The organism is Pseudomonas sp. KK4 (assembly GCF_001984065.1).
Taxonomy (GTDB): domain Bacteria; phylum Pseudomonadota; class Gammaproteobacteria; order Pseudomonadales; family Pseudomonadaceae; genus Aquipseudomonas.
The window spans coordinates 40,314-65,781 of record NZ_LYVP01000023.1 but is presented as its reverse complement, the minus strand read 5'-3'; the positions used below and the strand labels follow the sequence as shown (position 1 = coordinate 65,781).

The following is a 25,468-nucleotide window of genomic DNA, read 5'->3' as shown; positions in this document are numbered from 1 at the left end:
GCCCCTCGCAATAGCCAAACGCCAGCCGTTTTGACCTTACGCAACCTTTATCCTGAAAAATCCACAATCGGCCAATCGAACCTTGCTATTTGATGAATAAGAATTATTCTCATTGAAACCCAATCAATGGAGATGAGAAATGACGTATTTGATCGATGCCTGGCTGGACCGCCCACACCCGTACTTGAGAATCCTGCATCGGGAAACCGGGGAAGTCTGTGCGGTGCTGGAAGAAGAGGCTTTGAACGAGTTGCAGGATCAGGGCGACCTGGACCTCAATGGCTTGAGTTCCAACGAGCCAATGGTACTCAAGGAAGTGGTGCGCAATCTGTTCCTGTTCTGCTATGCCCGGGCATTGCGCCCTTCGCACGAGTTGAACCACAGGATCGAAATATGAGCCGTGCGATAAAAACAGTGGGAGCCAGCCTGCTGGCGATGGCATCAACCCGGTCTTGAAAAACCGGTCGCCCCCATCGCCAGCGGGCAGGCTCCACATTAGCCCGTCACAGGGATAGGCGGGGTATTACAGAACGTCCAGCAGCTCGACGTCGAACACCAGTACGCTGTGCGGCGGGATGCTGCCAACGCCTTGAGCGCCGTAAGCCAATTCGCTCGGCACGTACAGGCGCCATTTGCTGCCGGCATTCATCAGTTGCAGGGCTTCGGTCCAGCCAGCGATCACGCCGCCGACCGGGAATTCCGCAGGCTCGCCACGCTCGTAGGAGCTGTCGAACACGGTGCCGTCGATCAGGGTACCGTGGTAGTGGGTACGCACGGTGTCTTCACGGGATGGCTTGGCGCCTTCACCGGCAGTCAGTACTTCGAACTGCAGGCCGGAAGCCAGGGTAGTGATGCCGTCACGCTTGGCGTTTTCAGCCAGGAACGCCAGGCCTTCGCCAGCGGCCGCTTCAGCCTTGGCTGCCGCTTCGGCTTGCATGATTTCGCGGATCACTTTGAAGCTGGCGGACATTTCTTCCTGGCCAACGCGGCTCGGCTTGCCGGCAAATGCGTCGGTCAGGCCTGCCAGGATCGCGTCCAGGCTGACACCCGGTGGCGGGTTGTCGCGCAGTTGGTCGCCCAACTGACGGCCAATACCGTAGCTGACGCGGGTTTCGTCGGTGGACAGATTTACTTCGGACATGACACTGCTCCGCTGTGCGGACGGCTTCGGAACTGGCCGTGCGTGCACAGCGCGTCCCGGAGCGCCCGGAACCAAAAGGGCCAGCAGACTAGCACAGATGCCATCGTGTTGATCAGGGCCGTCAGCGCAGCGGCGTGGTGCGCAGCTCGATCGGCACTTTCAGGCTTTCCTCGATGCCACCCAGGCCGCACATCTCGTCGTGCACCAGGGTATGGACCAGGTTGAAATTCAACTTGGGAAAAGAGCGCAGCACATCACGGGCATGCTCCACCGAGCGCAGATGCATCATGTGGCCGTGGGTATCGCTCAAGGGATAGGCGGCGCCGTGCATCCGGGCCTCCAACAGGTAGATTCCGCCTTCCAGCGAGATCAGATTCAGCTCGTCGACCTTACCGGCGACGGCATAGGCATTCAGCTCTTGCAGGTTCATGAACGCACCTCGTGCAGTGGCGAGTCATTACCCACACAGGGATATGCCTCGACGCCGCAAAGTACAACCCACAAACGCAACCGCTCGTCCGTTTCCATCAAACCTGCAGGAGCGAGGCTTGCCCGCGAAGGCGTCACTGCAGGCAACATTTACGTCGGCTGACACAACTTCTTCGCGGGCGAGCCTTGCTCCTGCACAGGTTGTGCAGATCAGTGCTTGGTCAGCTTATCCAGATACCCCATGGCAAACGCCGACACCACGAACGTCATGTGAATGATCACGTACCACTTCAAATGCTCGGGATCGACGTTCTTGGCGTCCATGAAGATGCGTAGCAGGTGGATGGAGGAAATCGCCACGATGGACGCCGCTACCTTCATCTTCAGCGAAGACGAGTCCATGGTGCCCAGCCAGTTGAGCTTTTCCTTGGTGTCGTCGATGTCCAACTGAGACACGAAGTTCTCGTAACCGGAAATCATCACCATCACCAGCAAGCCGCCCACCAGCGCCATGTCGATCAACGACAGCAACACCAGGATCAGGTCCGATTCGGCCATCGAAAAGACGTTGGGGATAACGTGGAACACTTCCTGGAAGAATTTCAGCGCCAAGGCCAGCAGCCCGAGGGAGAGGCCGAAGTAAATCGGCGCCAGCAGCCAGCGGGAGGCGTACATTGCGTTTTCGATAAAGCGTTCCATTGGATCTCACAGGTGGTCTGAAAATGGCGCGAGTATACCAGCCGCCCGACGATCCCCAGAAGCCGCCATAAACCGTTGGTAAATCCGCCACCTGCGCGTGTGTGTCGAAATTTTTCTGCTAGTGTCCAAACCATTGACGTCTCAGTGATATCGGACAGGAAGACTGGAAATGGATCTGCGTTTGCCTATGGCCAGTGCCGCAATCCTTCTCACGCTGTTGCTGAGCGGCTGCTCGCCCGACGATGAGAAACGCGAGGTCAGCCTCGAAGACAAGAGCGCGCAATTCGAAAAATCCCTGGATGCCATCACCGACCCGAAACTCAAGGACGCCGTAGCCGAACTCGGTGGCTCGCTGCTGCTGCTCGAACGGGCGCAACTCAAGCTCGACACCAAGCCGGTGGTGACCGAATACGGTGAAGACGCCCTGGCCGTGCTCAAGCATTACCCCTCGCCCCAAGCCCTGGTCGATACCTACATCAACGGTCTGTTCGTGTTGCACAAGGAATCCAGTTCCGACTACCTGACCGACCTGCAGCCGGTCTTTCCCTTCAATTTCAGCATCCCGGCCACCTTTCTGTTCCCCCACGGCCTGGAATGGCAGTCGGTCACCCTGAGCAACAAACGAGTGATCGCGTTCCAGCCGGAATGGTCGGAAACCGATCCGGGCATTCAACTGAGCCCCTCGAGTTCCAACCTGACCAACCCCGACGACCTGACCGTGGCCTACCCGTTCATCGAGGGCCTGGACGTCGACATCAAGAACCAGCCGCAACCGGTCAGCCTGCAAGGCAAGGTCGAGGTCATCGCACCCCGCCGCCTTTACAGCTTCGACCTGACGAAAAAGGATGTAGGCCAGACACGCACCAATGACAACCTCAGCGTCACGCTGGTGAAACTGGGCAACAACTATGCGGAAATCGAATTCAACAACAGCGCGCCACAGGCAACCGAGATCGGCGATACGCCGCTCAATCCGCTGATCGTCCAGGCCCGGGACAGCACTGGCCAATTGCTCTCACGCTCAGGCTCGATCAACGAGACCGCCGCGCAAGTGGCGTTCTATCAGCGGCAACTGACAAAAATGCAGCAACAGAAGGCCTGGAGCGAGGCGTTCGAAAAACAGCTCGATGAAGAACAGCGCGCCTTTGAGAAACAACAAAGCCACCGCTACTCGAAGGTGTACTTCAATGGCCCGGTCGACAGCCTCGAGGTCAGCCTGCTGGATTTCTCCACGGTCACGGTCACCCGCAAGGACCTGAACCTGCCGGTGCGGCGCTTTGATCGCCACACCACGCAAAAGTCCATCCAGCCCCTGAACCTGTCGGTGACGGTGTACGACGACCAGGCGCCTATCTGGCTCAAGGGGGCAACCTTGACCGAGGATCAACTGAAAAAGAACGTCAGCATCAGCCAGTCGGTGGACGACCCGAGCGCCGCGCGAATCGAGTTCAGTCACCTGCGAACCTTCAACGATGAGCTGCTGGGCACCTCGTTCAACCCAGGGGTAACCCCGGTGAGCTTTTTCACCGAGAACAGCAAAGGCAAACTGGATGAGCCGATCGAATTGCCGGCAGAGGCCTACCAGGTCGATCCGCTGCGCGGCACCATCACTTACGACTTGAACCTGTTCCCGGAATCGCCGGCCTACGTGGTGGGCTCCATGCCACTGTTCCTGGCCACGGTCGACAAACAGAGCCACGACGCCCGCCAGTTGCCCAAGGGCCTGGAGCTCAAGGACAACGCCCTGGTGGTGGATCTCAAAGCCTTTGCCGAGCAAGACTGGCGCTTCTATGCCAAGGACGACAGCGGCAACTACCTCAAGGAAATCCTGGCAGTCAACCACGACGCGAGCACCGAAGGCCCGTCGCTATTCGCTGTGCATTATTTCTACGGGCGGCCGACGCGGGTGGAAACCTATCAACGAACTGACCTCGCCACCGTGCAATATGGCTACGAGGTCAAACTCGACAAGGCTGACATGAGCAAACTGGCCCAGTAACGCGGGTCAATGATCAGGTCGGAACTCGAAGCCGCCGACATTGCGGCAGCGCCCGCCATTGATTTCCCGCAACTGGGCTTGCAGGTGCAGGCACCAGATCTGCGGATCGTCGGCCAATTCGTACCCGTGCAGGGTCAGGCTTTCAACAATGGTATCGAGGATGGATTCAGCCACGAACGGGCCATGAAAAGGGCCTTGGGCTTTGATGGCTGACGGTTGTTCGCCGGCCATTCCGGCGGCGAAGAGCAAGGTCCACATGCCGGTATCGCCGGCCAACGGCTTGATGGCGCATTCGATTCGGGTCACAAGGCCCAGGCACTGACGGGTGAGGCAAAGGTTGCGCGACATGGCGGCGACCCTCGGTAAATCCGGTATTCAGCCTCCGCGGGGGGCTGTTTCGATCCAGTGATTGCTGTCCCTATCCCTGAGCAGAGAATAGAAGAAAAGCGCGCGATGCAGGCTTTTCGATACCAGAAGGCGCCGAGCGGTCATTGTGTGAATATTGACGCCAGAGTGATGGCGCTTTGGACCGGTTTACACAAGCAAATGTGGGAGCGGGCTTGCTCGCGAAAGCGGCGTGTCAGACAACAAAAATGTTGAATGTCAGTCCGTTTTCGCGAGCAAGCCCGCTCCCACAATGGATCAGCGAAATTAGGCCGGCTTGACCTCCGCCAGTTCCTCGACCGCCAGTTCCTTCTCCGCCTCTTTCAGATCGTCCTCGCTGATCATCTCGGCAATGACCCGCAACCGCTCGACCACCCGCGCATTGACGCTGCCTTCCGGGAACTCGCCGTTCTCATCCGGCTCGCCCGCCGGCTCGCCGACCAACAGGCTCAGCGCCTCGTCGGCCTGACGCACCGCGTACACATGGAACTGCCCGGCGCGCACCGCCGACAACACTTTCTCGTCGAGCATCAGCGTGGCCACGTTGGCCTGAGGAATGATCGCTCCCTGCTCGCCGGTCAGCCCGCGGGCCTCGCAGAGACGGAAGAAGCCTTCGATTTTCTCGTTGACCCCGCCCACCGCCTGCACCTCACCGAACTGGTTGATCGAACCGGTGATGGCGAAACACTGCTTGAGCGGGGTTTTCGACAGCGCCGAAATCAGCGTGCACGCCTCGCCCAGGGACGCACTGTCACCATCCACATAACCGTAGGACTGCTCCAGGGCAATACTCGCCGAGATCGCCAACGGGAATTCCTGTGCGTAACGGCTGCCCAGGTACCCGGTGAGGATCATCACGCCCTTGGAGTGGATCGGTTGGCCGAGGTTGACCTCGCGTTCGATGTCGACGATGCCGCTGCCGCCCGGGTACACCGTGGCGGAAATCCGCGCCGGCACACCGAAGGCCGAATCGCCGACTTCCAGCACCGTCAGGCCGTTGCACTTGCCGACGGCGGCGCCTGCGGTGTCGATCAGGATGATCCCCGCCAGCATGTCGTCGAGAATCCGCGCCGACACGCGCCCGGTGCGGGTGGCCTTGGCCTTGAGCGCACGCTCGATGTGGCCGGCGTCGGTCATTTCATCGCCGGCCAGATGGCGGATAAAGTCCGCCTCGCTGACCAGTTGGAACAGATCGCCGATTCGCGCTGACAAACGCCCTTGGTGCTCGGCCAGCCGCGCACTGTAGGTCGCCAGGCGCGCCACCGCATCGGCGGTCAGCGGTGCCATGCCTTCCTCGGACGTACGGGTTTTGAGCAGTTGGGCAAATTGCTCCAGGCTTTCGTCGACCATCGGGATGTCTTCGTCGAAATCCACCAGGACGCGGAACATCTCCTGGAAGTCCGGATCCAGGTCCTGCAGCGTGTAGTAGAGCGAACGGGCACCGATGATGATGACTTTGACCTGCAGCGGAATGTGCTGGGGGGTCAGGGTCACGGTGGCGAAACGGCCCATTTCGCCCAGGGGCGACTCCATCTTCAGCTTGCGCGATTGCAGGGCGCGTTTCAGGGCGTCCCACACGAACGGCTCGCCGAGCATTTTCTCCGCTTCGAGAATCAGGAAACCACCGTTGGCCCGGTGCAGGGCACCCGGACGCAACTGGCGATAGGTGGTGTACAGCGCGCCCTGGTCGGTGCTGTATTCGATGCGGCCGAACAGGTTTTCGTAGGTCGGGTGCGGCTCGAACACCACCGGCGCGCCGCCGCTGGCCGAATGACCGACCACCAGGCTTGGCGCGTATTGCTCTTCCAGCAGTTTGCGGGCGACGGCGTCGGTCTTGCTGTCGTCCACCAATTGCTCGACCACGGTTTTGAGCAGGTAGACCTGCATGGCTTGCAGGTAACCGCACACCGCGGCGTTCTCGGCGTATTTCTCCGACAACGGCGACAGCAATGGCTGCAAGGCCAGGGTGATGGTTTCTTCGTTGAGATGGCGCAGTTGATTGCTCGATTCACGCTTCCATTGCGGCAGGCTGGCGAGTTCCTCGTTCAACCGCTCTTCCAGGGCAGAAATGTCTTCGTGGAAACGCTCGCGCTCGGCTTCCGGCAACTGGGCAAATTCCGCCTCGTCCAGCGCCTTGCCCTCGAGCATCGGGGTGAAGGCGATGTTGCTGCTGTCGCGGTAGAGCGCGACGTCTTTCTCCAGGGCCAGACGCTCGATCACGTCCAGGGCCTTGTCGTAACGCTGGTTGAAGGCCCGGTCGATGGCGCTTTTCTTCTGTTGGTAGGACGGGTGCTCGAACACCGCCGGGAAGGTCGCCAGCAGGTTGTCGATCAAACCGTTGATATCGCCGATGAAGGCGCCGGCAGTGCCCGACGGCAACTCCAGTGCACGGGGCTCGCGCGGCTCATCGAAATTGTTGACGTAGACCCAGTCCGCCGGGGTCTGCAGGCGTTTGCCTTCGGCCTTCAAATAGCGTTTGACGAACGAAAACCGACCGGTGCCGGGTTCACCCATGACGAATACGTTGTAACCGGGGCGTGGCATGGCCACACCGAACTGCAAGGCTTCGACCGCGCGTTCCTGGCCAAGCACACCGCGAAAGGGCTCCAGATCATTGGTGGTAGAGAAGCTGAACTGTTCAGCGGAAAACGGACGGGTCAGCGCTTCGGGCGCTAGACGCAAGCTGGCAGCAACAGGATCAGGCATCGGGCTTCCTTACATCAGGCGGGGCAGATAGCGGCATTCTGGCGCTGCCTGTGCCTGACTGGCAAGGAGCGCCTCAGGCCAAAGCATAGACAACTCGAAACTGCGCAGCAGAGGGGTACTGAATCGCAGTTTTCAACGAATGTTTTGCAAAAAATCACGGAACCCCGGGAACGTGCCTAAACTCCAAACTGCGCGGCTGGACTAATAACCGGCCCAACTGGCGCCGCAACGGCGTCACACCCCTTGTCCATTGGTACGCACATAAAGAGAACAAAGCTATGAAACGGATTCTTCTCGGTACTCTCTTCACCGTCGCATCCCTTAACGCCATGGCTCAGGCCCCAGGCGGCCCGGATTGCGGTTGGGGCAACATGCTGTTCGAAGGTCAGCGTGGTACTCCGGCTCACTTCCTGGCATCGACCACCAACGGCACCTCCGGTAACGCAACTTTCGGTATGACGTCCGGCACCAACGGTTGCTCCACCAATGCGTCGCTGACCTATGGCGGCAAATCCTGGTTTGCCATGAATGGCATGATGAACGAGCTGTCCGAAGACATGGCCAAAGGTAACGGCGAAGCGCTGACTACCTATGCCGTGGTACTGGGCGTGGCGCCGGAAGACCGTGCGCACTTCGCCGCCGTCACTCACGAGCACTTCCAGCAGATCTTCAGCAAAGCTGACGTGACTGCCGAAGATGTGCATACCAACACCCTGGCCGTACTGAAGAACGATCCTCGTCTGGCCAAGTACGCCACTCAAGCTTAAGCTCGGATGCACCCCGCTTCTTCCGGGAAGCGGGTTTATTTTTTGGACCTGCCCCTCCTTGGGTCTTTGTTTATTTCCTGTTCAAGTTGCCGACTATGCTCAAACGCCTTGCCTGGCTGGCGCTCTGTGTCTGCGCCCCGCTGTCCGCCGCGCCACTTATCGACCATCATCGTTTGCAGCAATTGGCCAATGATCCCTTCTGGATCTCCCTGGGTCATTACGAAACCGCCAAACTCGGCGGCTGGCGCAGCTATGTCAGCGACAGGAAGTTCTTCCTGGCGCCCGACGGCAACGAACACCCTGACCATGAACTGGCCGCCACCGTGCAGGCGCTGTACGCCCCGGCCAGTGCCGGCGAGCGACATGCCCAATGCGTCTACCCGGCCCGTACCCGCTGGCTCAAGGCACAGCTCAACCTGAACGATCTGCCGGCACCGGACTGTGCTGAGTTCAAGCAGTGGTTCAAGGACGTCTCGCCCCATAGTGCGGTGATGATTTTCCCGGCGGCCTATCTCAACAGCCCGTCCTCGATGTTCGGCCACACCTTGCTGCGCATCGATCAGGCGGACGTACAAAGCGACAAGACTTCCCTGCTCAGCTACGCCATCAACTTCGGCGCCTACATCGAAGGCTCGGACAACAGCATTCTCTACGCCTGGAAAGGCCTGATGGGCGGCTATCCGGGGCTGTTTGCGCTGGTGCCCTACCAGGAAAAACTCTCGGAATACCGCAGCCTGGAAAACCGCGATTTGTGGGAATACCGCCTGAACCTGACCCAGGCCGAAACCGCGCGCATGGTCGAACATGTCTGGGAGCTCAAGCAGATCCAGTTCGACTACTTCTTCTTCGACGAAAACTGCTCCTACCGACTGTTGGAGTTGTTGCAAGTGGCGCGTCCGAGCCTGCGCCTGACCGAACAATTCCCGCTGACCGCCATTCCCACCGACACCGTAAAAGCGGTGAAAGAGGCCGGGCTGGTGGAGTCGATCCAGTACCGCCCTTCCCGTGAACGGGAATTGCTGAGCCGCGCCGAGCCGCTGAGTGACGAAGAACAGCAATGGGTACTGAAAGTCAGTGCCGACCAGAAGCAATTGCAAACCCCGGCATTCAAGGCGCAACCCCGGGATCGCCAGGCGCTGATCATCGATGCCGCCTATCGCCTGGAGCGCTACCGCGCCAACGGCCAGGAGCGAGACCCTGCGCGAGCCCAGCGCAGCTTCGAACTGCTGAGGGCAATCAACCAGAACCCGGCGCCGGAGCTGGACATCCCGCAACCGGGCCTGCCCGAAGATGGCCATGAATCCCGCACCTGGCAGGTCGGCATCGGCACCCGCGGCGATCGCGCCTTTGGCGAATATGGCCTGCGCATGGCCTATCACGACCTCAACGACAATTCCGAGAGTTTCCCCCTCGGCGCTCAGATCGAAATCCTGCAGCTGAAACTGCGCCAGTACGAAGGCAACGACTGGCAGGTGCAGCAACTGGACCTGGCGACCATTCGTTCCCTGACCCCGCGCAATGAGCTGTTGCAACCGCTATCCTGGCAAGTCACCGGGGGCCTGGAGCGGGTGCCGGGCAAACATGACGATGAAAACCTGGTCAGCCACGTCAATGGCGGTGCCGGCGGTACCTGGCAATTGGCCGATGACCTGCTGGGCTTTGCCCTGGGCACCGTGCGCGTGGAACACAACAATGACTTCGCCGGTTTTATCGCACCGGCGGCGGGCTTCACAACTGGACTGCTATGGAAAAACCCCCTGGGCAATTTCAGCCTGGAAACCAAGGGTGATTTTTTCACCAATGGCGAAGTGCGCCGCAGCTTAAGCCTGAATCAGCAGTGGGAATTGTCGCGCAACCTGGGCCTGCGCCTGAGCGCCCAGCGCGAATTCAGCCACCTGGCTTCACCGGAGAACGAAGTGATGCTTGAGGTGAAGTGGTATCACTATTAGTCAGATGAACAAAACGCTCACACGGCTTTCACAAACGCCCAACGCGTCCACGTCCAGACTTTCGCCATAAGCCGCACAACGGCTCAGGAGAAAGTGATGTGGCGCTGTAGCGCATTGTTGGCTGTACTTTTGATATCCGGTTGCCAGACCACCCACGAAGATCTGATCGCCAAAGGCTACCCACCCGCCTTCGCCGACGGTTTCGATGACGGCTGCAGCAGCGGCAGGCAAGCCGCTGGCGCCATCACCGGCGAATTCCGCAAAAACGTTCCGCGTTACCTCAAAGACAACAACTACGCCGAAGGCTGGAGCGACGGTTTCCGTCAATGCCAGGCCATGCGTGAGAACCAGGACCGCGAGGACTATCGCAACCACCATTGGGACGAGCGTGAAAAAGCCTGGCAACAGCAAAAAGACCAGGACACCGCCCGGGCCTATCACTCGCCGTAGGTCGCTGTCAGACATTCGCCGAAACTAAAAGCCTGCCACCATGGCCCAACCCCTATAACGGGAGGAAACCATGAGTCGCGCTTTCGTCAATGAAGATAACGCCGCCGCGCAAGCCGATCAGCCTGTCGAACGGCAGGTCAGCGCGCAGCCCAATTACGTCACGCCAGCGGGACTGGCCCAGTTGCAGGCGAAAGTCAGCGGGCTGCAGCAATTGCACAGCGAACAGTCAGCCAGAGGCGAACAGGCCGACAAGCAACGCCTGGCCGATCTGGAGCGGGATTTGCGCTATTTCAATCAGCGTCTGCAAAGCGCCCAGGTCGTCACCGCACCCAGTTCAACGCACAAAGTGCAGATCGGCAGCCGCGTGACCTTCGCCGATGAACAGGACAACCAGCAAACGGTGCAATTGGTAGGTGAAGACCAGGCCGACGCGTCGGCGGGCCTGATCAACTGGGGGTCACCCCTGGGTCGGGCGTTGCTCGGGGCGCAACTCGGTGACGAGGTGCTGTGGCAACGCCCGGCCGGTGACCAACTGATCGAAATCATCCGTGTGGAGCCTGTTTAAACCACGCCCTGGGCGAGCATGGCATCGGCGACCTTGACGAAACCGGCGATGTTCGCGCCCTTGACGTAATTGACCTGTCCGTTCTCTTCACCGTAATGCACGCAGGCGTGGTGGATCGACTGCATGATCGCGTGCAGCTTGCTGTCCACTTCGCCACCGGTCCACAGCAGGCGCATGGCGTTCTGCGACATCTCCAGCCCGCTCACGGCAACGCCACCGGCATTGGATGCCTTGCCCGGCGCGAACAGGATGCCCGCCTCGATAAACAGGTCGACGGCCTCAAGGGTGGTCGGCATGTTCGCGCCTTCCGCGACACAGACGCAGCCATTGCGCAGCAACATGCGAGCGGCGTCGACGTCCAGCTCGTTTTGCGTGGCGCACGGCAGCGCGATGTCGCAACTCAGGCCCCACGGGTGCTGCCCGGCGAGGAACTCCAGGCCGAAACGAGCGGCCAGTTCACTGATGCGCCCGCGCTGGACGTTTTTCAGCTCCAGCAGCGCCTGCCACTGCGCTTCGGTCAAACCGCTCTCGCAATACAACGTGCCTTCGGAGTCGGACAGCGAGATCACCTTGCCGCCCAGGTCCATGACCTTGCGCGCCGCGTATTGCGCGACGTTGCCGGAACCGGAGATCGCCACGCGCTTGCCTTCGACGGCTTCGCCACGCCGCTTGAGCATTTGCTCGGCGAAATACACGCAACCAAAACCGGTGGCTTCGGGGCGAATCAGGCTGCCCCCGTAGCTGGGGCCCTTGCCGGTCAGCACGCTGGTGAACTGGTTGCTCAGGCGCTTGTACTGACCGAACAGGAAGCCGATCTCCCGGGCGCCGACGCCGATGTCACCGGCGGGCACGTCAACGTCGGCACCGATGTGCCGGTACAACTCGCTCATGAACGCCTGGCAGAAACGCATGACTTCCGCATCGCTTTTGCCTTTGGGATCGAAGTCCGAACCGCCCTTGCCGCCGCCCATGGGCAGCGAGGTCAGGGAGTTCTTGAAAGTCTGCTCGAAGGCGAGGAATTTCAGCACGCCCAGATTCACCGAAGGATGGAAGCGCAAGCCGCCCTTGTACGGGCCGATGGCGCTGTTCATCTGCACGCGGAAACCGCGATTGACCTGCACCTTGCCATGATCGTCGACCCAGGACACCCGAAACACGATCGCCCGCTCCGGCTCACAGATGCGCTCGAGAATGCCCGAGGTCAGGTAGTGCGGATGGGCTTCCAGAAACGGCCACAGGCTGCGCAGGACCTCTTCGACAGCCTGGTGGAATTCAGGCTGGTCAGGGTCGCGTTGTTTCAGGCGGGCAAGGAAGGATTCAACGGATTCGATCATGGAAAAGTCTCGGCAAATTTATTGTCGTTGGGAGAGATTGAGCCGGACTGTAACAAACGATTTGCGCACAGGAACAGGGCAAAGTGTCGCCTTTATGAAATTAAATGGTGCACATGATATAAATTTGACGGGATTTCGGCTCTTTTGTGCACCTTGAAAGGGATTCGCACTTCAGACCATGCACCAATAGTGTGGACGCCTTCGCGAGCAAGCCCGCTCCCACAGTTGGATCGGTGTGGCACTCAGAATTCGCGCACGGCGAGGTCCAATGTGGGAGCGGGCTTGCTCGCGAATGGCGCGCTGCGGTCTCACTGAAGCACCAAAAAAAAACGGAGCCCGAAGGCTCCGTTTTTTTCATGCAGCCAACCCGATATCAGGCCAGCTTCTTGTGGCGTACCCGGTGTGGCTGGGCCGCCGCTTCGCCGAGGCGCTTTTTACGGTCGGCTTCGTACTCGGTGTAGTTGCCTTCGAAGAACACTGCCTGCGAGTCGTCTTCGTACGCCAGGATGTGGGTCGCGACGCGGTCAAGGAACCACCGATCGTGGGAGATCACAATGGCGGCGCCCGGGAAGTCCAGCAGGGCTTCTTCCAGGGAACGCAGGGTTTCGACGTCGAGGTCGTTGGACGGTTCGTCGAGCAGCAGGACGTTGCCGCCCTCCTTGAGGGTCAACGCCAGGTGCAGACGGCCGCGCTCACCACCGGACAGGTCCTTGACGAACTTCTGTTGGTCGCCGCCCTTGAAGTTGAAGCGACCGACGTAGGTACGCGACGGGATCTCGTAGTTGCCGATGCGGATCTGGTCGGAACCGTCGGAGATCTGCTGGAACACGGTCTTGCTGCCGTCCAGATCTTCGCGGCTCTGATCCACGCAGGCCAATTGCACGGTTTCGCCGACTTCGATGCTCCCCGAATCCGGCGTTTCCTTGCCCATCAGCATGCGGAACAGGGTCGACTTACCGGCACCGTTACCGCCGATCACACCCACGATGGCGCCTTTTGGCATGGAGAACGACAGGTTGTCGATCAGCACGCGATCGCCATAGCCCTTGGTGACGTTCTTGAACTCGATGACCTTGTCGCCCAGGCGCGGACCGGCCGGGATGTAGATCTCGTTGGTTTCGCTGCGCTTCTGGAATTCCTGCGATTGCATTTCTTCAAAGCGTTGCAGACGCGCCTTGGATTTGGACTGACGGGCCTTGGCGCCTTTGCGCACCCACTCCAGTTCTTCCTTCATGGCTTTTTCATGGGCCGACTGCTGCTTGGATTCCTGGGCCAGACGATCGGACTTGGCTTCGAGCCAACCCGAATAGTTGCCCTCGTAAGGAATGCCCGCGCCGCGGTCGAGTTCCAGGATCCAGCCAGCGACGTTGTCCAGGAAGTAACGGTCGTGCGTGATCGCAACCACGGTGCCCGGGAAGTCGTGCAGGAAGTGCTCCAGCCAGGCGACGGAATCGGCGTCCAGGTGGTTGGTCGGTTCGTCGAGCAGCAGCATGTCCGGGGCCGACAGCAGCAGGCGGCACAGGGCCACACGACGCTTTTCACCACCGGACAGGTGTTCCACCTTGGCATCCCAGGCCGGCAGACGCAGCGCATCGGCGGCGACTTCCAGTTGGCGCTCCAGGTTGTGTCCGTCGCTGGCCTGCAGGATCGCTTCGAGCTTGGCCTGTTCGGCGGCCAGTTTGTCGAAGTCGGCATCCGGATCAGCGTAGGCCGCGTAGACCTCGTCCAGGCGCGCCTGGGCGTCCTTGATCACGCTGACCGCTTCCTCGACCACTTCACGCACGGTCTTGGAGGGGTCCAGCTGCGGCTCTTGCGGCAGGTAACCGATGTTCAGGTCCGGCATCGGACGGGCTTCACCTTCGAACTCGGTGTCGACGCCCGCCATGATTTTCAACAGCGTGGACTTACCCGAACCGTTGAGGCCGAGCACGCCGATCTTGGCGCCGGGGAAGAAGGACAAGGAGATGTTTTTCAGGATTTCCCGCTTCGGCGGCACAACTTTGCCCAGCCGATGCATGGTGAATACGTATTGAGCCATGGAGAACCTAGGGTCAGTGACAGATGAATGATTAAAGCGCAGACGATGCCTGGCCAGACCGTGCGCGTCATCCGTTTGAAGAGGTTCAATGCGGATGCGCTGAAAAAGTCTGATTCTAGGAGCTGGAACGCCCCTGCGTAACCGGCAAAGCTACCTGAATGACAGATGGCCGTCCAGCCGAGCGGGGCTGGCACTTTGCCACAAGTCAAGGCATGCTAGCCGCCCTTCGGGCGTCCGGCTTATAGTGCACGTCGCGCCAGTCCAGCCAAACCGCAGGATTACAGTTTGTCCAACGTCCCTCCGTCCCTGACCTCCAGTGCACCGACAGCGGCGCCCGGCTCGCCCCTGCGCGGAACACTCAAAGGCGCGCTGGCGACCCTCGTGCTATTGCTGCTCGCACTGCTGTTCTGGCAACTGCTGGACCAGTTGCGCGAAACCCAGAAAAGCCAGCGCCAATTCACCATCGACTACACCGCCGACCTGGCCGCGCAAGTCAGCCTGAACATGGCGCTCAACGCCCGTATCGCCCTGAACCTGCTGCCCATCGTCGAACAACCGCAAAGCACCGAAGAACAGCAGGAGTTGCTGCGCAAGCTGCAGAAGTCCTTGCCCGATCTGACCAGCATTGCCCTGCTCAGCCCGTCCGGAACGATCCTGACAGACAGCGCGCCCAACAGCGATGACGCCGACTACCTGAGCGAACTGGTGCGGCGCAGCCGTGCCCAGCCGCACTACTTCAGCAATGCCATCGACGGTTCGGTGGTGCATTTGCTGTTGCATCAGGCCAGCGGCAGCACGCGCGGCTACTGGGCGTTGCGCATGAAGCCGACGTTCTTCTCGTCCCTGACCAAACTCAGCGAGCCCGATGGCCGTCCGCAGTGGCTGGTGGAAAACCGCTTCAATCACCAGATCATCAGCCGCGACGAAGCGCTCCCATTGGTCAACCCGGGCACCCTGACCCAGGACGATCTGAGCAACAGCGTGCTGACCGTTCCACTGAGCGGCAGCGACTGGCAACTGCGCGGGCTGTTCGATCGCCAGCGGGTGCTGGAAGAACTGCTGCCGGCCTTCATTGGCAAATGCCTGTTGGGCCTGGCCTTTTCAATGCTGCCATTCATCGTCCTGCTGAACATGCGCCGGCGTCAGCGCCAACTGCATGAAGGTCGCCGTCGCTATCAGGAGATTTTCGAAGGCACGGGTGTCGCCCTGTGTGTTCTGGACATGTCCGGCCTGCAGAGCGCCTTTGACAAAGCACGACTGCACAACAACGAACAACTGCAAGCGTGGCTGCAAGAGCCGGATCAGCGTCGGCAATTGCTGCAGGCGCTGCGCATTGCAGAAGTCAACCAGGTGGCTTTGCAACTGCTCAATGTCAGTACCTCCATTCAGGCCTGGGACCTGCTGATCGATGGCAACCCGCTCGACGGCAGCGCCATCGGCAATCAGATCCTCGAAGCGGTACTCAATCAACAGCAGCAACTGGAACTGGAAATCAAACTCCAGGACGCTGCGGGTCGCGATCAGCACCTGTGGCTGGTGCTGCGCCTGCCGCAAAGTCCCGAAGACTTCAAGGCGGTAATCCTGAGCATCACCGACATCACCAGTCGCAAGCTCATCGAGCTGTCGCTGGTCGAGCGCGAAGGCTTCTGGTCCGACGTGGTGCGTACCGTGCCCGATCACCTGTACGTGCAGGACGTGATCAGCCAGCGGATGATTTTCAGCAACCACCACCTGGGCCAGACCCTGGGTTACAACCGCGCCGAACTGCAGCAGATGGGTGAGTATTTCTGGGAAATCCTCCTGCACCCCGATGATGCCGACTACTACCACCGCTCGCGTCAGAGCCAGCGCCAGGACGGCTACAGCCAGTTGATGCAATGCCAACTGCGCTTCCGCCACCGAGATGGCAAGTGGCGGCGCTTCGACATCCGTGAACAGGCCCTGACCCGGGACAAGCACGACCAGGTCATCCGTATCATTGGCGTGGCCAAGGACGTCACCGAGCAGATCGAAGCCAGCGAGTCGCTGCGTGACAGCGAGCAGCGCTACCGGATGCTCGCCGAAAGCATCAGCGACGTGATTTTCTCCACCGACAACCGCATGACCCTCAATTACGTCAGCCCTTCGGTGCAAGCCGTGCTGGGCTATGACGCCGAGTGGATTTTCCAGAACGGCTGGCAATCGACCATCGCCAACCCGCAGCAACTGACCGGCATCTACAGCCTGATGGAGCGGGTCAGCAAGGCCCTGGACAAACCCGATCAGCTGGCGTTGCTGCGCAGCCAGGTGCAGACCCAACTGTTCCTGTTCGACTGCCTGCGGGCCGACGGGCGCAAGATTCCGATCGAGCTGCGCCTGGTGCTGGTCTGGGACGAACACGGCGCCTTCGAAGGCGTGCTGGGCGTCGGTCGCGATATCAGCCAGCAGCGCCGCGCGGAAAAAGACCTGCGCATGGCCGCCACGGTATTCGAGCACTCGACCTCGGCGATCCTGATCACCGACCCGGCCGGTTACATCGTCCAGGCCAACGAAGCCTTCAGCCGTGTCAGTGGTTATGCGGTGGAACAGGTGCTGGACCAGTTGCCGAACATGCTGACGGTCGACGAGCAGCAGGAAGCCCACCTGCGCTACGTGCTCAAGCAGTTGAACCAGAACAGCACCTGGGAAGGCGAGGTCTGGCTCAAGCGCCGCAATGGCGAGCATTACCCGGCGTGGGTCGGCATTACCGCGGTGCTGGACGACGAAGGCGACCTGGCCAGTTACGTGTGCTTCTTCAGCGACATCAGCGAGCGCAAGGCCAGTGAACAACGGATTCATCGCCTGGCCTACTACGACGCGCTGACCCACCTGCCCAACCGCACGCTGTTCCAGGATCGCCTGCACACCGCGCTGCAAGCGGCCGAGCGGCAGAAGTCCTGGGTAGTCCTGATGTTCCTCGACCTCGACCGCTTCAAGCCGATCAACGACTCCCTGGGCCACGCCGCGGGCGATCGCATGCTCAAGGAAATGGCCACGCGTCTGCTCGGTTGCGTCGACGATGACGACACCGTGGCGCGCATGGGCGGCGACGAATTCACCTTGCTCCTGCAACCGCGGGCCAACCGTGAAATTGCCTTGAACCGGGCGATTCACGTGGCCGAACAGATTCTCGCCAGCCTGGTGAGACCCTTTGTACTGGAAGGCCGCGAGTTCTTCGTCACGGCCAGTATCGGCATCGCCCTGAGCCCGCAGGACGGCAACGAACTCAGCCAGTTGATGAAGAACGCCGACACCGCGATGTACCACGCCAAGGAACGCGGCAAGAACAACTTCCAGTTCTATCAGGCGGACATGAACGCCAGCGCCCTGGAGCGCCTGGAGCTGGAAAGCGATTTGCGCCACGCCCTGGAGCAGGACGAATTCGTGCTGTATTACCAACCGCAGTTCAGCGGCGATGGCAAACGTTTGACCGGCGCCGAGGCCTTGCTGCGCTGGCGTCATCCGCGCCGTGGCCTGGTGCCGCCCGGTGACTTCATCCCGGTGCTCGAAGAGCTTGGACTGGTGGTGGATGTCGGCGACTGGGTCATCAGCCAGGCCTGTCGCCAGCTCAAGACCTGGCACCTGGCCAGGATGCGGGTACCGAAAGTCTCGGTGAACATCTCGGCACGCCAGTTCTCCGACGGCCAGCTCGGCACCCGGATCGCCACCATCCTCAAGGACACCGGCCTGCCACCGGCATGCCTGGAGCTGGAGCTGACCGAAAGCATCCTGATGCGCGAAGTGAGCGAGGCGATGCAGATTCTCGACGGCCTGAAAAACCTCGGCCTGAGCATCGCGGTCGACGACTTCGGCACCGGTTACTCGTCACTCAACTACCTCAAGCAATTCCCGATCGACGTGTTGAAAATCGACCGTACGTTCGTCGACGGCCTGCCGTCGGGCGAACAGGACGCACAGATCGCCCGGGCCATCATCGCCATGGCCCACAGCCTCAACCTGGCGGTGATCGCCGAAGGTGTGGAAACCCAGGAGCAGCTGGACTTCCTGAGGGAGCATGGCTGCGATGAGGTTCAGGGGTATCTTTTCGGGCGACCGATGCCGGCGGACAGGTTCGAAGTGCAATTCAGCAATGATGCGTTATTCATGTTCGACTGAAGCCTTGTTCCGACAATCAGAACGCCTTCGCGGGCAAGCCTCGCGCCTACGGGTTTGTGGTGTACACAGCGTGCAGGAGCGAGGCTTGCCCGCGAAGAGGGCGGCACATTCACCGCTGATCCCGTCATGAAGCCCACTTGTCTGCGACATGATGTCCTTTCATATGCCTTCCAAAACCCGTTGGGGTAGAATGCCCCCCTTTTCTGCCCCCGATCCTTGAGGACCGCCATGTTCAGCCGTGATTTGACTATTGCCAAGTACGACGCCGATCTCTTTGCCGCCATGGAGCAAGAAGCTCAGCGCCAGGAAGAGCACATTGAGCTGATCGCTTCGGAAAACTACACCAGCCCTGCGGTGATGGAAGCTCAAGGCTCGGTATTGACCAACAAGTACGCCGAAGGCTATCCGGGCAAGCGCTACTACGGCGGTTGCGAGTACGTCGACATCGTTGAGCAACTGGCCATCGACCGCGCCAAGCAACTGTTCGGCGCCGATTACGCCAACGTCCAGCCGCACGCCGGTTCCCAGGCCAACAGCGCCGTCTACCTGGCCCTGCTGTCGGCCGGCGACACCATCCTGGGCATGAGCCTGGCCCACGGTGGTCACCTGACCCACGGTGCCAGCGTTTCGTCCTCGGGCAAACTGTACAACGCCGTTCAGTACGGCATCGACGGCAACGGCCTGATCGACTACGACGAAGTCGAGCGCCTGGCGGTCGAGCACAAGCCGAAAATGATCGTGGCCGGTTTCTCTGCCTACTCGCAGATCCTCGACTTCCCGCGCTTCCGTGCAATCGCTGACAAGGTCGGCGCTTTACTGTTCGTCGACATGGCCCACGTGGCAGGCCTGGTTGCCGCCGGCATCTACCCCAACCCGGTGCCATTCGCCGACGTCGTGACCACCACCACCCACAAGACCCTGCGCGGTCCACGTGGCGGTCTGATCCTGGCTCGCGCCAACGCCGACATCGAGAAGAAACTGAACTCCGCCGTATTCCCGGGCGCCCAGGGTGGCCCGCTGGAGCACGTGATCGCCGCCAAGGCCATCTGCTTCAAGGAAGCGCTGCAGCCTGAGTTCAAGGCCTACCAGCAACAAGTGGTGAAAAACGCCCAGACCATGGCCAGCGTGTTCATCGAGCGCGGTTTCGACGTGGTGTCCGGCGGTACTCAGAACCACCTGTTCCTGCTGTCGCTGATCAAGCAGGAAATCTCCGGTAAAGATGCTGACGCCGCACTGGGCAAGGCTTTCATCACCGTGAACAAGAACTCCGTACCAAACGATCCACGCTCCCCGTTCGTCACCTCCGGCCTGCGCTTCGGCACCCCGGCGGTGACCACTCGCGGCTTCAAGGAAGCCGAGTGCAAGGAACTGGCCGGCTGGATCTGCGACATCCTGGCGGACCTGAACAACGAAGCGGTGATCGACGCCGTTCGTGAGAAAGTCAAAGCCATCTGCAAGAAGCTGCCGGTATACGGCGCCTGATCGTAGACAATTGAAAAAACCGGCCACTTCGGCCGGTTTTTTTTGCCGGTCACTTCGCTGAACAGCCCGCTAATCGCACCATCAACAACTGAAACATCCAATCACCAAGTCGACCGATCACTCCAACTTTTTTGCTGATAGCTTAATTAACAGCCGAACTCATTTCGGCACTGTTAAATCAGACAAACAATGGAATGAACGACATGAGCCAGAATAAAGAACGCTCCTTTGTTGCCACCATCAAAACCAGCCATGGCAACTTGCACTTACCCAAACTCACCTACGGCAAAACCACCCTCGTAAAAAAACTGGATTACGACACGTGGTCATTTGAAGCCAACATGGATGTTTCCAGTTATCTTTGCGTAAAACCGGATGCACCTCCGGGGCAGATAAAGTTCTACTTCTATTGCATCGAAGACTACTATTCTATCTATCTGCTTACCGACGGTCTTTATCACCGTCAGGCACTCAGCAACGAAGACAAGGACTTCATCGGCGCCTTCGCGCCTGATCGAAAGCAAACCACCTACAACCTGCTCGACCGCCAAGGGCGGATCATCACCCCGGAGCAGTTCGACTCTGATCAACCCGTCGTCAGGATCCGGACCAAAGGTGGCAGCCTGCTGAGCGTGCGCGGCAACACCAAGGTCGGCGGCCTGGTCTGCACAGAGTCAGCCCGTGCAAAGCCCTTGGAATTCAAGCTCGACATCCTGAGTCGCGGCGCGGCTTGATCACTTCGGCAGGGAGCCGTTCATGAGTACCGATAGACAAAAGTCCTTCATTGCGACCCTGGGTACACGCAACAACCAACTCCACTGTCTTGACGCCCTGCTGGGTGAAAAGGCATTCATTACGTCGAACCTGGTCAGTGGTGGCTTTTTCAGTGGACGGCGACAAAAATACGAAGTTTCGCACTTGCTTGGATTACATGAGGAAGCGACTACAAAAGTGCACCCTCCACTAACGCTTTATTTCAGGCACAGCCGATTTGGGTACACGCTGTATATACGCTCAAAAGGACATCACTACGGTAAGTGCATCCATGTCAATAAAGAAGGGTTGATAGGCGCATTCCCTGAACCTGAATCAACGAGCTTCATGTTATTGAACAGCAATTGCGAACGTATCAACCTTGATCATATAAAAACGGACACCCCGACTCTATATTTACAGGTCAGAGACTCGGGACTGATTCATCCTCATAAAACCCATGATTCGGATTACACCTTTATCGCCGATAAAGGCGCAATACCGCTGCCGTTCACGCTGAACATTCTGGAAAGAAACGCCCCCTACCTTAATCACCCCGACGAGGTGTGATGCGCAGGGATCCGCAACCGGCGGGCTTCGACTTGAACGTCGTGCCCGCCCGGTGCCAGGGTTCAATCCGCCGCCACCCTGGCGAACCCTGCACGGATTTTCTCCTCCGGCAGATCATCGGCGATGAACACGATCACACTTTCGCGCGGCTCATCGTCCGCCCATTCGGTATCCCAATCGAAACCGTACAGCTTCAGCACGCCCTGGAACACCATGCGCCGTGGCTCGCCCAGGATGTTCAACACCCCTTTGTAGCGCAGCAACTGCTTGCCATGATCTTCCAGCAGTTCGTTCATGAATTCGCTGAGCTTGTCGATATCCAGCGGCCTGTCGGTGCGCAGTACCAGGCTGGAAATACGATCGACTGAAGGCGCGGTGCTGACCGGACGCAAGCTCACGCCGCCGCCCAGGTCGGCATTCAAATTGAAACCACGTACATCGAGCAGTTCGGCCAGGTCGATCCGGCCATGGTCGACCAGACGGATCGGCGCCCGTCGGTTGATGCGGGTCAGGCGTTCACTCAAGGCCTTGAAGGCGGGCTCATCCACCAGGTCGCGCTTGCTCACCAGCAGGCGATCGGCAAAACCGATCTGGGCCTGGGCGATGGTTTGAGTCAGGTGCTGATCGGCGTGCGCCGCGTCCACCAGGGTAATGATGCCGTCCAGGATGTAACGCTCGCGCAGTTCTTCGTCGATGAAGAAGGTCTGCGCCACCGGTGCCGGATCGGCCAGACCGGTGCACTCGATCACCAGGCGGTCAAAGGCGATTTCGCCGCTGTCCAGCCGCTCGAGCAACAGGTACAGGGCCTTGGTCAGGTCGGTGTGGATGGTGCAGCAGACGCAGCCGTTGGACAGCGTCATCACTTGCACCGGCTCGGCACCCAACAACTGGGTGTCGATACCGGCGTCGCTGAATTCGTTTTCGATCACGGCGATCTTCAGGCCATGTTCGGCCTTGAGCAGATGGCGCAAGAGCGTGGTCTTGCCGGCGCCGAGGAAGCCGCTGAGGATCGTGACCGGGATGGGAGAGGGCAACTGGAATCTCCTGTTTCACAAAGTTAAAAAACAACACAGAACAAATGTGGGAGCGGGCTTGCTCGCGAAGGCGGCGTGTCAGTCAGCACAACGTTGAATGACATATCGCATTCGCGAGCAAGCCCGCTCCCACAGGGTATTGCGTCAATCAGGCCGTTGCATCAACAGCACTTGGGCCCACCCTTGCCACCGTAACGGGCCTCCTGGCGTTCGCGGAAGAACGCCTCGTAGCTCATCACCGGTTTGTCCGGGTGTTTGTTCTGCATGTGCTCGACGTAGTTGTCGTAATCGGGCATGCCGACCATCAGGCGTGCGGCCTGACCGAGGTATTTACCGAGGCGACTGAGGTCATTGAACATGCTGCAATCCTCGATTACGCATCCGGCAGGGCCTGGAAGGGCGATTCTTTATCCGTGCGTTCTTTTTTACCCCAGGAGGCAATGCCGACCTTGAGTGCATAGAACAGAATGCTGAACACCACGAACAGGAACAGCGCGGTCAGCGTTGCGTTGGTGTAGGCGTTGAAGATCACGTGTTGCATTTGCGTGATGTCCTTGGCCGGGGCGAGGATCTGACCATTGGCCAGGGCATCGCTGTATTTTTTCGCCAGGGACAGGAAGCCGATCGCCGGGTTGGCGTCGAACAGCTTGATGAAACCGGCGGTGGTGGTGCAGATCAGCAGCCAGGCGGCGGGCAGCAAGGTCACCCAGATGTAGCGCTGGCGTTTCATTTTGATCAGCACCACGGTGCCCAGCATCAGGGCGATACCGGCCAGCATCTGGTTGGAGATGCCGAACAGTGGCCACAAGGTGTTGATACCACCCAACGGATCGATCACGCCTTGGTACAGCAGCCAGCCCCACATGGCCACACAGCCTGCAGTAGCGATCAGGTTGGCGGTCCAGGATTCCGTGCGTTTGAGCGACGGCACGAACGAGCCGAGCAAGTCCTGCAGCATGAAACGACCGGCACGGGTACCGGCGTCCACGGCCGTCAGGATGAACAGCGCTTCGAACAGGATCGCGAAGTGGTACCAGAACGCCATGGTGTTTTCACCCGGCAACACACTGTGCAGGATCTGCGCGATACCCACCGCAAGCGTTGGCGCACCGCCGGCACGGGCCAGGATGGTGGTTTCGCCGATGTCGTGGGCCACCGCTTGCAGCGCTTCGGGGGTAATGGCGAAGCCCCAGTTGCTGACTGCCGTTGCGACCGCCACCACATCACCGCCGACCACGGCCGCGGGGCTGTTCATCGCGAAGTAAACGCCCGGCTCAATCACTGAGGCGGCTACGATTGCCATGATGGCGACGAAGGACTCCATCAGCATGGCGCCATAACCGATGTAACGGGAGTTGACTTCGTTATCCAGCAGCTTCGGCGTGGTGCCGGAAGAAATCAGTGCATGGAATCCCGAAACAGCACCACAGGCGATGGTGATGAACAGGAACGGAAACAGACCGCCCTTCCACACCGGTCCCGTGCCGTCGGTGAACTGGGTCAGCGCTGGCATTTTCAGCTCGGGCATGGTCACCAGGATGCCGATCGCCAGGGCGATGATGGTACCGATTTTCAGAAAGGTCGACAGGTAGTCCCGCGGTGCCAGGATCAGCCACACCGGCAACACCGCCGCGACAAAACCGTAGCCGACCAGCATCCAGGTGATCTGGATCCCGGTGAAGCTGAACGCCTTGGCCCAGACCGGATCCGCGGCAATCTGCCCGCCGAGCCAGATCGACCCGAGCAATAACAGAACGCCGACGACGGAAATCTCACCGATACGCCCCGGGCGGATATAGCGCATGTAAACGCCCATGAACATCGCGATCGGGATGGTCGCCATGACCGTGAAAATGCCCCACGGGCTTTCGGCCAGGGCTTTGACGACGATCAACGCCAGCACCGCGAGGATGATGATCATGATCAGGAAGCAGCCGAACAGTGCGATGGTACCGGGGATGCGGCCCATCTCTTCGCGGACCATGTCGCCCAGGGAGCGACCGTTGCGGCGGGTGGACATGAACAGGACCATGAAGTCCTGCACCGCACCGGCCAGCACCACGCCGGCAATCAGCCACAGCGTGCCGGGCAGATAACCCATTTGCGCCGCCAGAACCGGACCCACCAGCGGGCCTGCGCCGGCGATGGCCGCAAAATGGTGACCGAACAGGATGTGTTTGTTGGTAGGAACGTAGTCCAGACCATCGTTGTTGAGCACAGCGGGGGTCGCCCGTCGTGCGTCGAGTTGCATCACATTGTTAGCGATGAACAGACTGTAGTAGCGATACGCGACCAGATAAATGGCCACCGCAGCGACCACAATCCACAACGCGTTGATTGCCTCGCCTCGGCGCAATGCCACGACACCCAAGGCGCACGCACCTATGATTGCCAGCACCAGCCAGGGTAGATGGCGTAGCGGGCTATTATTATTTTTCATTTTATTATTCCAGCCAGAGTGGACAGAAAGACAGCCACCCCGAGTTTAGCTCTCCTGACGGTAAAGACCATACCCCGACGTTGGTCCAGAGCCTGTCCTGGTGGCGGGTTCAAACGATGCGGGTCTATAGTCAGCGAACATCCAGAGGATTGCGCCATGAGCGAGCACCCCGCCGATCGTCGCCGCTTCAAACGTATTGCGTTCGATGCCAGAACCGAGCTGAGCCAGGGGCAGTTCATCTGGCCGGTGAAACTGATCGATCTGTCGCTCAAGGGGTTGCTCATCGAGCGACCGGAACCCTGGCTGGGCGACCCACAACAGGATTTTTTCGTCGATATACATCTGAGCGAAGACGTCGATATCGAAATGGACGTGCAGTTGAGCCATGAGGACCATGGTCAATTGGGGTTTGTCTGCCGGCACATCAGCCTGGAGTCGATCCAGCGGCTAAGGCGCCTGATCGAGCTTAATCTGGCCGATCCGCAGGAGCTGGAGCGAGAGCTGGGGGCCCTGATCGAAGTCTGACGCCAGCACCGGTCCACTGTGGGAGCGGGCTTGCTCGCGAAGGTGGTGAATCAGCCAACGTTCAGCCAT

The 25,468-nt window shown here is 59.8% G+C and carries 21 protein-coding genes; 11 read left to right on the top strand and 10 right to left on the bottom strand.

Features of this window, described 5'->3' with window-relative positions; all coding sequences use genetic code 11:
* The first annotated feature begins 139 nt into the window (after positions 1 to 139).
* Positions 140 to 397, top strand: coding sequence for a hypothetical protein (locus B0W55_RS11075; RefSeq protein ID WP_077046040.1), 258 nt, complete (start codon positions 140 to 142; stop codon positions 395 to 397).
* Between the two features lie 126 nt (positions 398 to 523).
* Here B0W55_RS11075 and B0W55_RS11070 read toward each other — a convergent pair whose 3' ends face one another.
* The 3 genes from B0W55_RS11070 to B0W55_RS11060 all read right to left on the bottom strand — a co-directional run bounded on the left by B0W55_RS11070 (position 524) and on the right by B0W55_RS11060 (position 2,269).
* Positions 524 to 1,141, bottom strand: coding sequence for an FKBP-type peptidyl-prolyl cis-trans isomerase (locus tag B0W55_RS11070; protein WP_077046039.1), 618 nt, complete (start codon positions 1,139 to 1,141; stop codon positions 524 to 526).
* A gap of 121 nt (positions 1,142 to 1,262) precedes the next feature.
* Positions 1,263 to 1,571: a DUF6482 family protein gene (locus tag B0W55_RS11065; protein WP_077046038.1), complete on the bottom strand. Its 309-nt coding sequence runs from the start codon at positions 1,569 to 1,571 to the stop codon at positions 1,263 to 1,265.
* 209 nt (positions 1,572 to 1,780) lie between these two features.
* Positions 1,781 to 2,269 carry a TIGR00645 family protein gene (locus B0W55_RS11060; RefSeq protein ID WP_077046037.1) on the bottom strand — a complete coding sequence of 163 codons (489 nt, stop codon included), beginning with the start codon at positions 2,267 to 2,269 and terminating at the stop codon, positions 1,781 to 1,783.
* A 169-nt stretch (positions 2,270 to 2,438) separates the two neighbouring features.
* Here B0W55_RS11060 and B0W55_RS11055 point away from each other — a divergent pair, with 169 nt between their 5' ends.
* Positions 2,439 to 4,268, top strand: a complete 1,830-nt coding sequence (locus B0W55_RS11055) for a hypothetical protein (protein ID WP_077046036.1) — start codon at positions 2,439 to 2,441, stop codon at positions 4,266 to 4,268.
* Between the two features lie 6 nt (positions 4,269 to 4,274).
* On the opposite strand, the gene B0W55_RS11050 is transcribed toward B0W55_RS11055, so the two are convergent.
* Positions 4,275 to 4,616, bottom strand: a complete 342-nt coding sequence (locus B0W55_RS11050) for a hypothetical protein (protein ID WP_077046035.1) — start codon at positions 4,614 to 4,616, stop codon at positions 4,275 to 4,277.
* A gap of 303 nt (positions 4,617 to 4,919) precedes the next feature.
* Entirely contained in the window at positions 4,920 to 7,358 is a 2,439-nt protein-coding gene (locus B0W55_RS11045; protein ID WP_077046034.1) for a Lon protease family protein, read from the bottom strand.
* A 278-nt stretch (positions 7,359 to 7,636) separates the two neighbouring features.
* Between B0W55_RS11045 and B0W55_RS11040 the strand changes: the two genes are divergently transcribed.
* The 4 genes from B0W55_RS11040 to B0W55_RS11025 all read left to right on the top strand — a co-directional run bounded on the left by B0W55_RS11040 (position 7,637) and on the right by B0W55_RS11025 (position 11,089).
* The gene (locus B0W55_RS11040; protein ID WP_077046033.1) at positions 7,637 to 8,125 is read left to right on the top strand and encodes a DUF3015 domain-containing protein; all 489 of its coding nucleotides are present in this window, start codon (positions 7,637 to 7,639) and stop codon (positions 8,123 to 8,125) included.
* A 95-nt stretch (positions 8,126 to 8,220) separates the two neighbouring features.
* Positions 8,221 to 10,074 (top strand): DUF4105 domain-containing protein, encoded by a 1,854-nt coding sequence (locus B0W55_RS11035; RefSeq protein ID WP_077046032.1) that lies wholly within the window; start codon positions 8,221 to 8,223, stop codon positions 10,072 to 10,074.
* Positions 10,075 to 10,170: 96 nt separating this feature from the next.
* The gene (locus tag B0W55_RS11030) at positions 10,171 to 10,524 is read left to right on the top strand and encodes a hypothetical protein (protein ID WP_077046031.1); all 354 of its coding nucleotides are present in this window, start codon (positions 10,171 to 10,173) and stop codon (positions 10,522 to 10,524) included.
* A gap of 70 nt (positions 10,525 to 10,594) precedes the next feature.
* Complete coding sequence (locus B0W55_RS11025) at positions 10,595 to 11,089, top strand: GreA/GreB family elongation factor (RefSeq protein ID WP_077046030.1); 495 nt, start codon at positions 10,595 to 10,597, stop codon at positions 11,087 to 11,089.
* Here B0W55_RS11025 and gdhA read toward each other — a convergent pair.
* Positions 11,086 to 12,423, bottom strand: a complete 1,338-nt coding sequence (gdhA, locus tag B0W55_RS11020; RefSeq protein ID WP_077046029.1) for an NADP-specific glutamate dehydrogenase — start codon at positions 12,421 to 12,423, stop codon at positions 11,086 to 11,088. The two genes, B0W55_RS11025 and gdhA, sit on opposite strands and share 4 nt — an antisense overlap.
* Before the next feature lie 373 nt (positions 12,424 to 12,796).
* Entirely contained in the window at positions 12,797 to 14,461 is a 1,665-nt protein-coding gene (gene ettA, locus B0W55_RS11015; protein WP_077046028.1) for an energy-dependent translational throttle protein EttA, read from the bottom strand.
* Positions 14,462 to 14,746: 285 nt separating this feature from the next.
* On the opposite strand from ettA, the gene B0W55_RS11010 reads away from it, so the two are divergent.
* The 4 genes from B0W55_RS11010 (at position 14,747) to B0W55_RS10995 (ending at position 21,400) form a co-directional block, all read left to right on the top strand.
* Positions 14,747 to 18,595: a bifunctional diguanylate cyclase/phosphodiesterase gene (locus B0W55_RS11010; protein WP_077046027.1), complete on the top strand. Its 3,849-nt coding sequence runs from the start codon at positions 14,747 to 14,749 to the stop codon at positions 18,593 to 18,595.
* Positions 18,596 to 18,823: 228 nt separating this feature from the next.
* The gene (gene glyA / locus B0W55_RS11005; protein ID WP_077046026.1) at positions 18,824 to 20,077 is read left to right on the top strand and encodes a serine hydroxymethyltransferase; all 1,254 of its coding nucleotides are present in this window, start codon (positions 18,824 to 18,826) and stop codon (positions 20,075 to 20,077) included.
* A gap of 203 nt (positions 20,078 to 20,280) precedes the next feature.
* A complete protein-coding gene (locus B0W55_RS11000; protein ID WP_077046025.1) occupies positions 20,281 to 20,811 on the top strand; it encodes a hypothetical protein in 531 nt (176 codons plus the stop codon).
* A gap of 22 nt (positions 20,812 to 20,833) precedes the next feature.
* Complete coding sequence (locus B0W55_RS10995) at positions 20,834 to 21,400, top strand: hypothetical protein (protein ID WP_077046024.1); 567 nt, start codon at positions 20,834 to 20,836, stop codon at positions 21,398 to 21,400.
* 62 nt (positions 21,401 to 21,462) lie between these two features.
* Here the strand turns inward: B0W55_RS10995 and yjiA are convergent, their stop codons facing one another.
* The 3 genes from yjiA to B0W55_RS10980 form a co-directional block, all read right to left on the bottom strand.
* Positions 21,463 to 22,434, bottom strand: coding sequence for a GTPase (gene yjiA / locus B0W55_RS10990; protein WP_077046023.1), 972 nt, complete (start codon positions 22,432 to 22,434; stop codon positions 21,463 to 21,465).
* A gap of 161 nt (positions 22,435 to 22,595) precedes the next feature.
* The gene (locus B0W55_RS10985; RefSeq protein WP_077046022.1) at positions 22,596 to 22,793 is read right to left on the bottom strand and encodes a YbdD/YjiX family protein; all 198 of its coding nucleotides are present in this window, start codon (positions 22,791 to 22,793) and stop codon (positions 22,596 to 22,598) included.
* A 14-nt stretch (positions 22,794 to 22,807) separates the two neighbouring features.
* Positions 22,808 to 24,874 carry a carbon starvation CstA family protein gene (locus B0W55_RS10980; RefSeq protein ID WP_077046021.1) on the bottom strand — a complete coding sequence of 689 codons (2,067 nt, stop codon included), beginning with the start codon at positions 24,872 to 24,874 and terminating at the stop codon, positions 22,808 to 22,810.
* 156 nt (positions 24,875 to 25,030) lie between these two features.
* Here B0W55_RS10980 and B0W55_RS10975 point away from each other — a divergent pair, with 156 nt between their 5' ends.
* Positions 25,031 to 25,399, top strand: coding sequence for a PilZ domain-containing protein (locus B0W55_RS10975; RefSeq protein WP_077046020.1), 369 nt, complete (start codon positions 25,031 to 25,033; stop codon positions 25,397 to 25,399).
* Positions 25,400 to 25,468: the final 69 nt, after the last annotated feature.

What these genes read in the sequence shown, in the direction of transcription:
- B0W55_RS10995 (WP_077046024.1), top strand. Translation starts at nt 20,834, where the DNA reads ATGAGTACCGATAGACAAAAGTCCTTCATTGCGACCCTGGGTACACGC.
- glyA (WP_077046026.1), top strand. Translation starts at nt 18,824, where the DNA reads ATGTTCAGCCGTGATTTGACTATTGCCAAGTACGACGCCGATCTCTTT.
- B0W55_RS10975 (WP_077046020.1), top strand. Translation starts at nt 25,031, where the DNA reads ATGAGCGAGCACCCCGCCGATCGTCGCCGCTTCAAACGTATTGCGTTC.
- B0W55_RS10980 (WP_077046021.1), bottom strand. Translation starts at nt 24,874, where the DNA reads ATGAAAAATAATAATAGCCCGCTACGCCATCTACCCTGGCTGGTGCTG.
- B0W55_RS10985 (WP_077046022.1), bottom strand. Translation starts at nt 22,793, where the DNA reads ATGTTCAATGACCTCAGTCGCCTCGGTAAATACCTCGGTCAGGCCGCA.
- B0W55_RS11060 (WP_077046037.1), bottom strand. Translation starts at nt 2,269, where the DNA reads ATGGAACGCTTTATCGAAAACGCAATGTACGCCTCCCGCTGGCTGCTG.
- B0W55_RS11070 (WP_077046039.1), bottom strand. Translation starts at nt 1,141, where the DNA reads ATGTCCGAAGTAAATCTGTCCACCGACGAAACCCGCGTCAGCTACGGT.
- B0W55_RS11025 (WP_077046030.1), top strand. Translation starts at nt 10,595, where the DNA reads ATGAGTCGCGCTTTCGTCAATGAAGATAACGCCGCCGCGCAAGCCGAT.
- B0W55_RS11050 (WP_077046035.1), bottom strand. Translation starts at nt 4,616, where the DNA reads ATGTCGCGCAACCTTTGCCTCACCCGTCAGTGCCTGGGCCTTGTGACC.
- B0W55_RS11030 (WP_077046031.1), top strand. Translation starts at nt 10,171, where the DNA reads ATGTGGCGCTGTAGCGCATTGTTGGCTGTACTTTTGATATCCGGTTGC.
- B0W55_RS11040 (WP_077046033.1), top strand. Translation starts at nt 7,637, where the DNA reads ATGAAACGGATTCTTCTCGGTACTCTCTTCACCGTCGCATCCCTTAAC.
- B0W55_RS11045 (WP_077046034.1), bottom strand. Translation starts at nt 7,358, where the DNA reads ATGCCTGATCCTGTTGCTGCCAGCTTGCGTCTAGCGCCCGAAGCGCTG.
- gdhA (WP_077046029.1), bottom strand. Translation starts at nt 12,423, where the DNA reads ATGATCGAATCCGTTGAATCCTTCCTTGCCCGCCTGAAACAACGCGAC.
- B0W55_RS11075 (WP_077046040.1), top strand. Translation starts at nt 140, where the DNA reads ATGACGTATTTGATCGATGCCTGGCTGGACCGCCCACACCCGTACTTG.
- B0W55_RS11065 (WP_077046038.1), bottom strand. Translation starts at nt 1,571, where the DNA reads ATGAACCTGCAAGAGCTGAATGCCTATGCCGTCGCCGGTAAGGTCGAC.
- B0W55_RS11035 (WP_077046032.1), top strand. Translation starts at nt 8,221, where the DNA reads ATGCTCAAACGCCTTGCCTGGCTGGCGCTCTGTGTCTGCGCCCCGCTG.
- B0W55_RS11055 (WP_077046036.1), top strand. Translation starts at nt 2,439, where the DNA reads ATGGATCTGCGTTTGCCTATGGCCAGTGCCGCAATCCTTCTCACGCTG.
- B0W55_RS11000 (WP_077046025.1), top strand. Translation starts at nt 20,281, where the DNA reads ATGAGCCAGAATAAAGAACGCTCCTTTGTTGCCACCATCAAAACCAGC.
- ettA (WP_077046028.1), bottom strand. Translation starts at nt 14,461, where the DNA reads ATGGCTCAATACGTATTCACCATGCATCGGCTGGGCAAAGTTGTGCCG.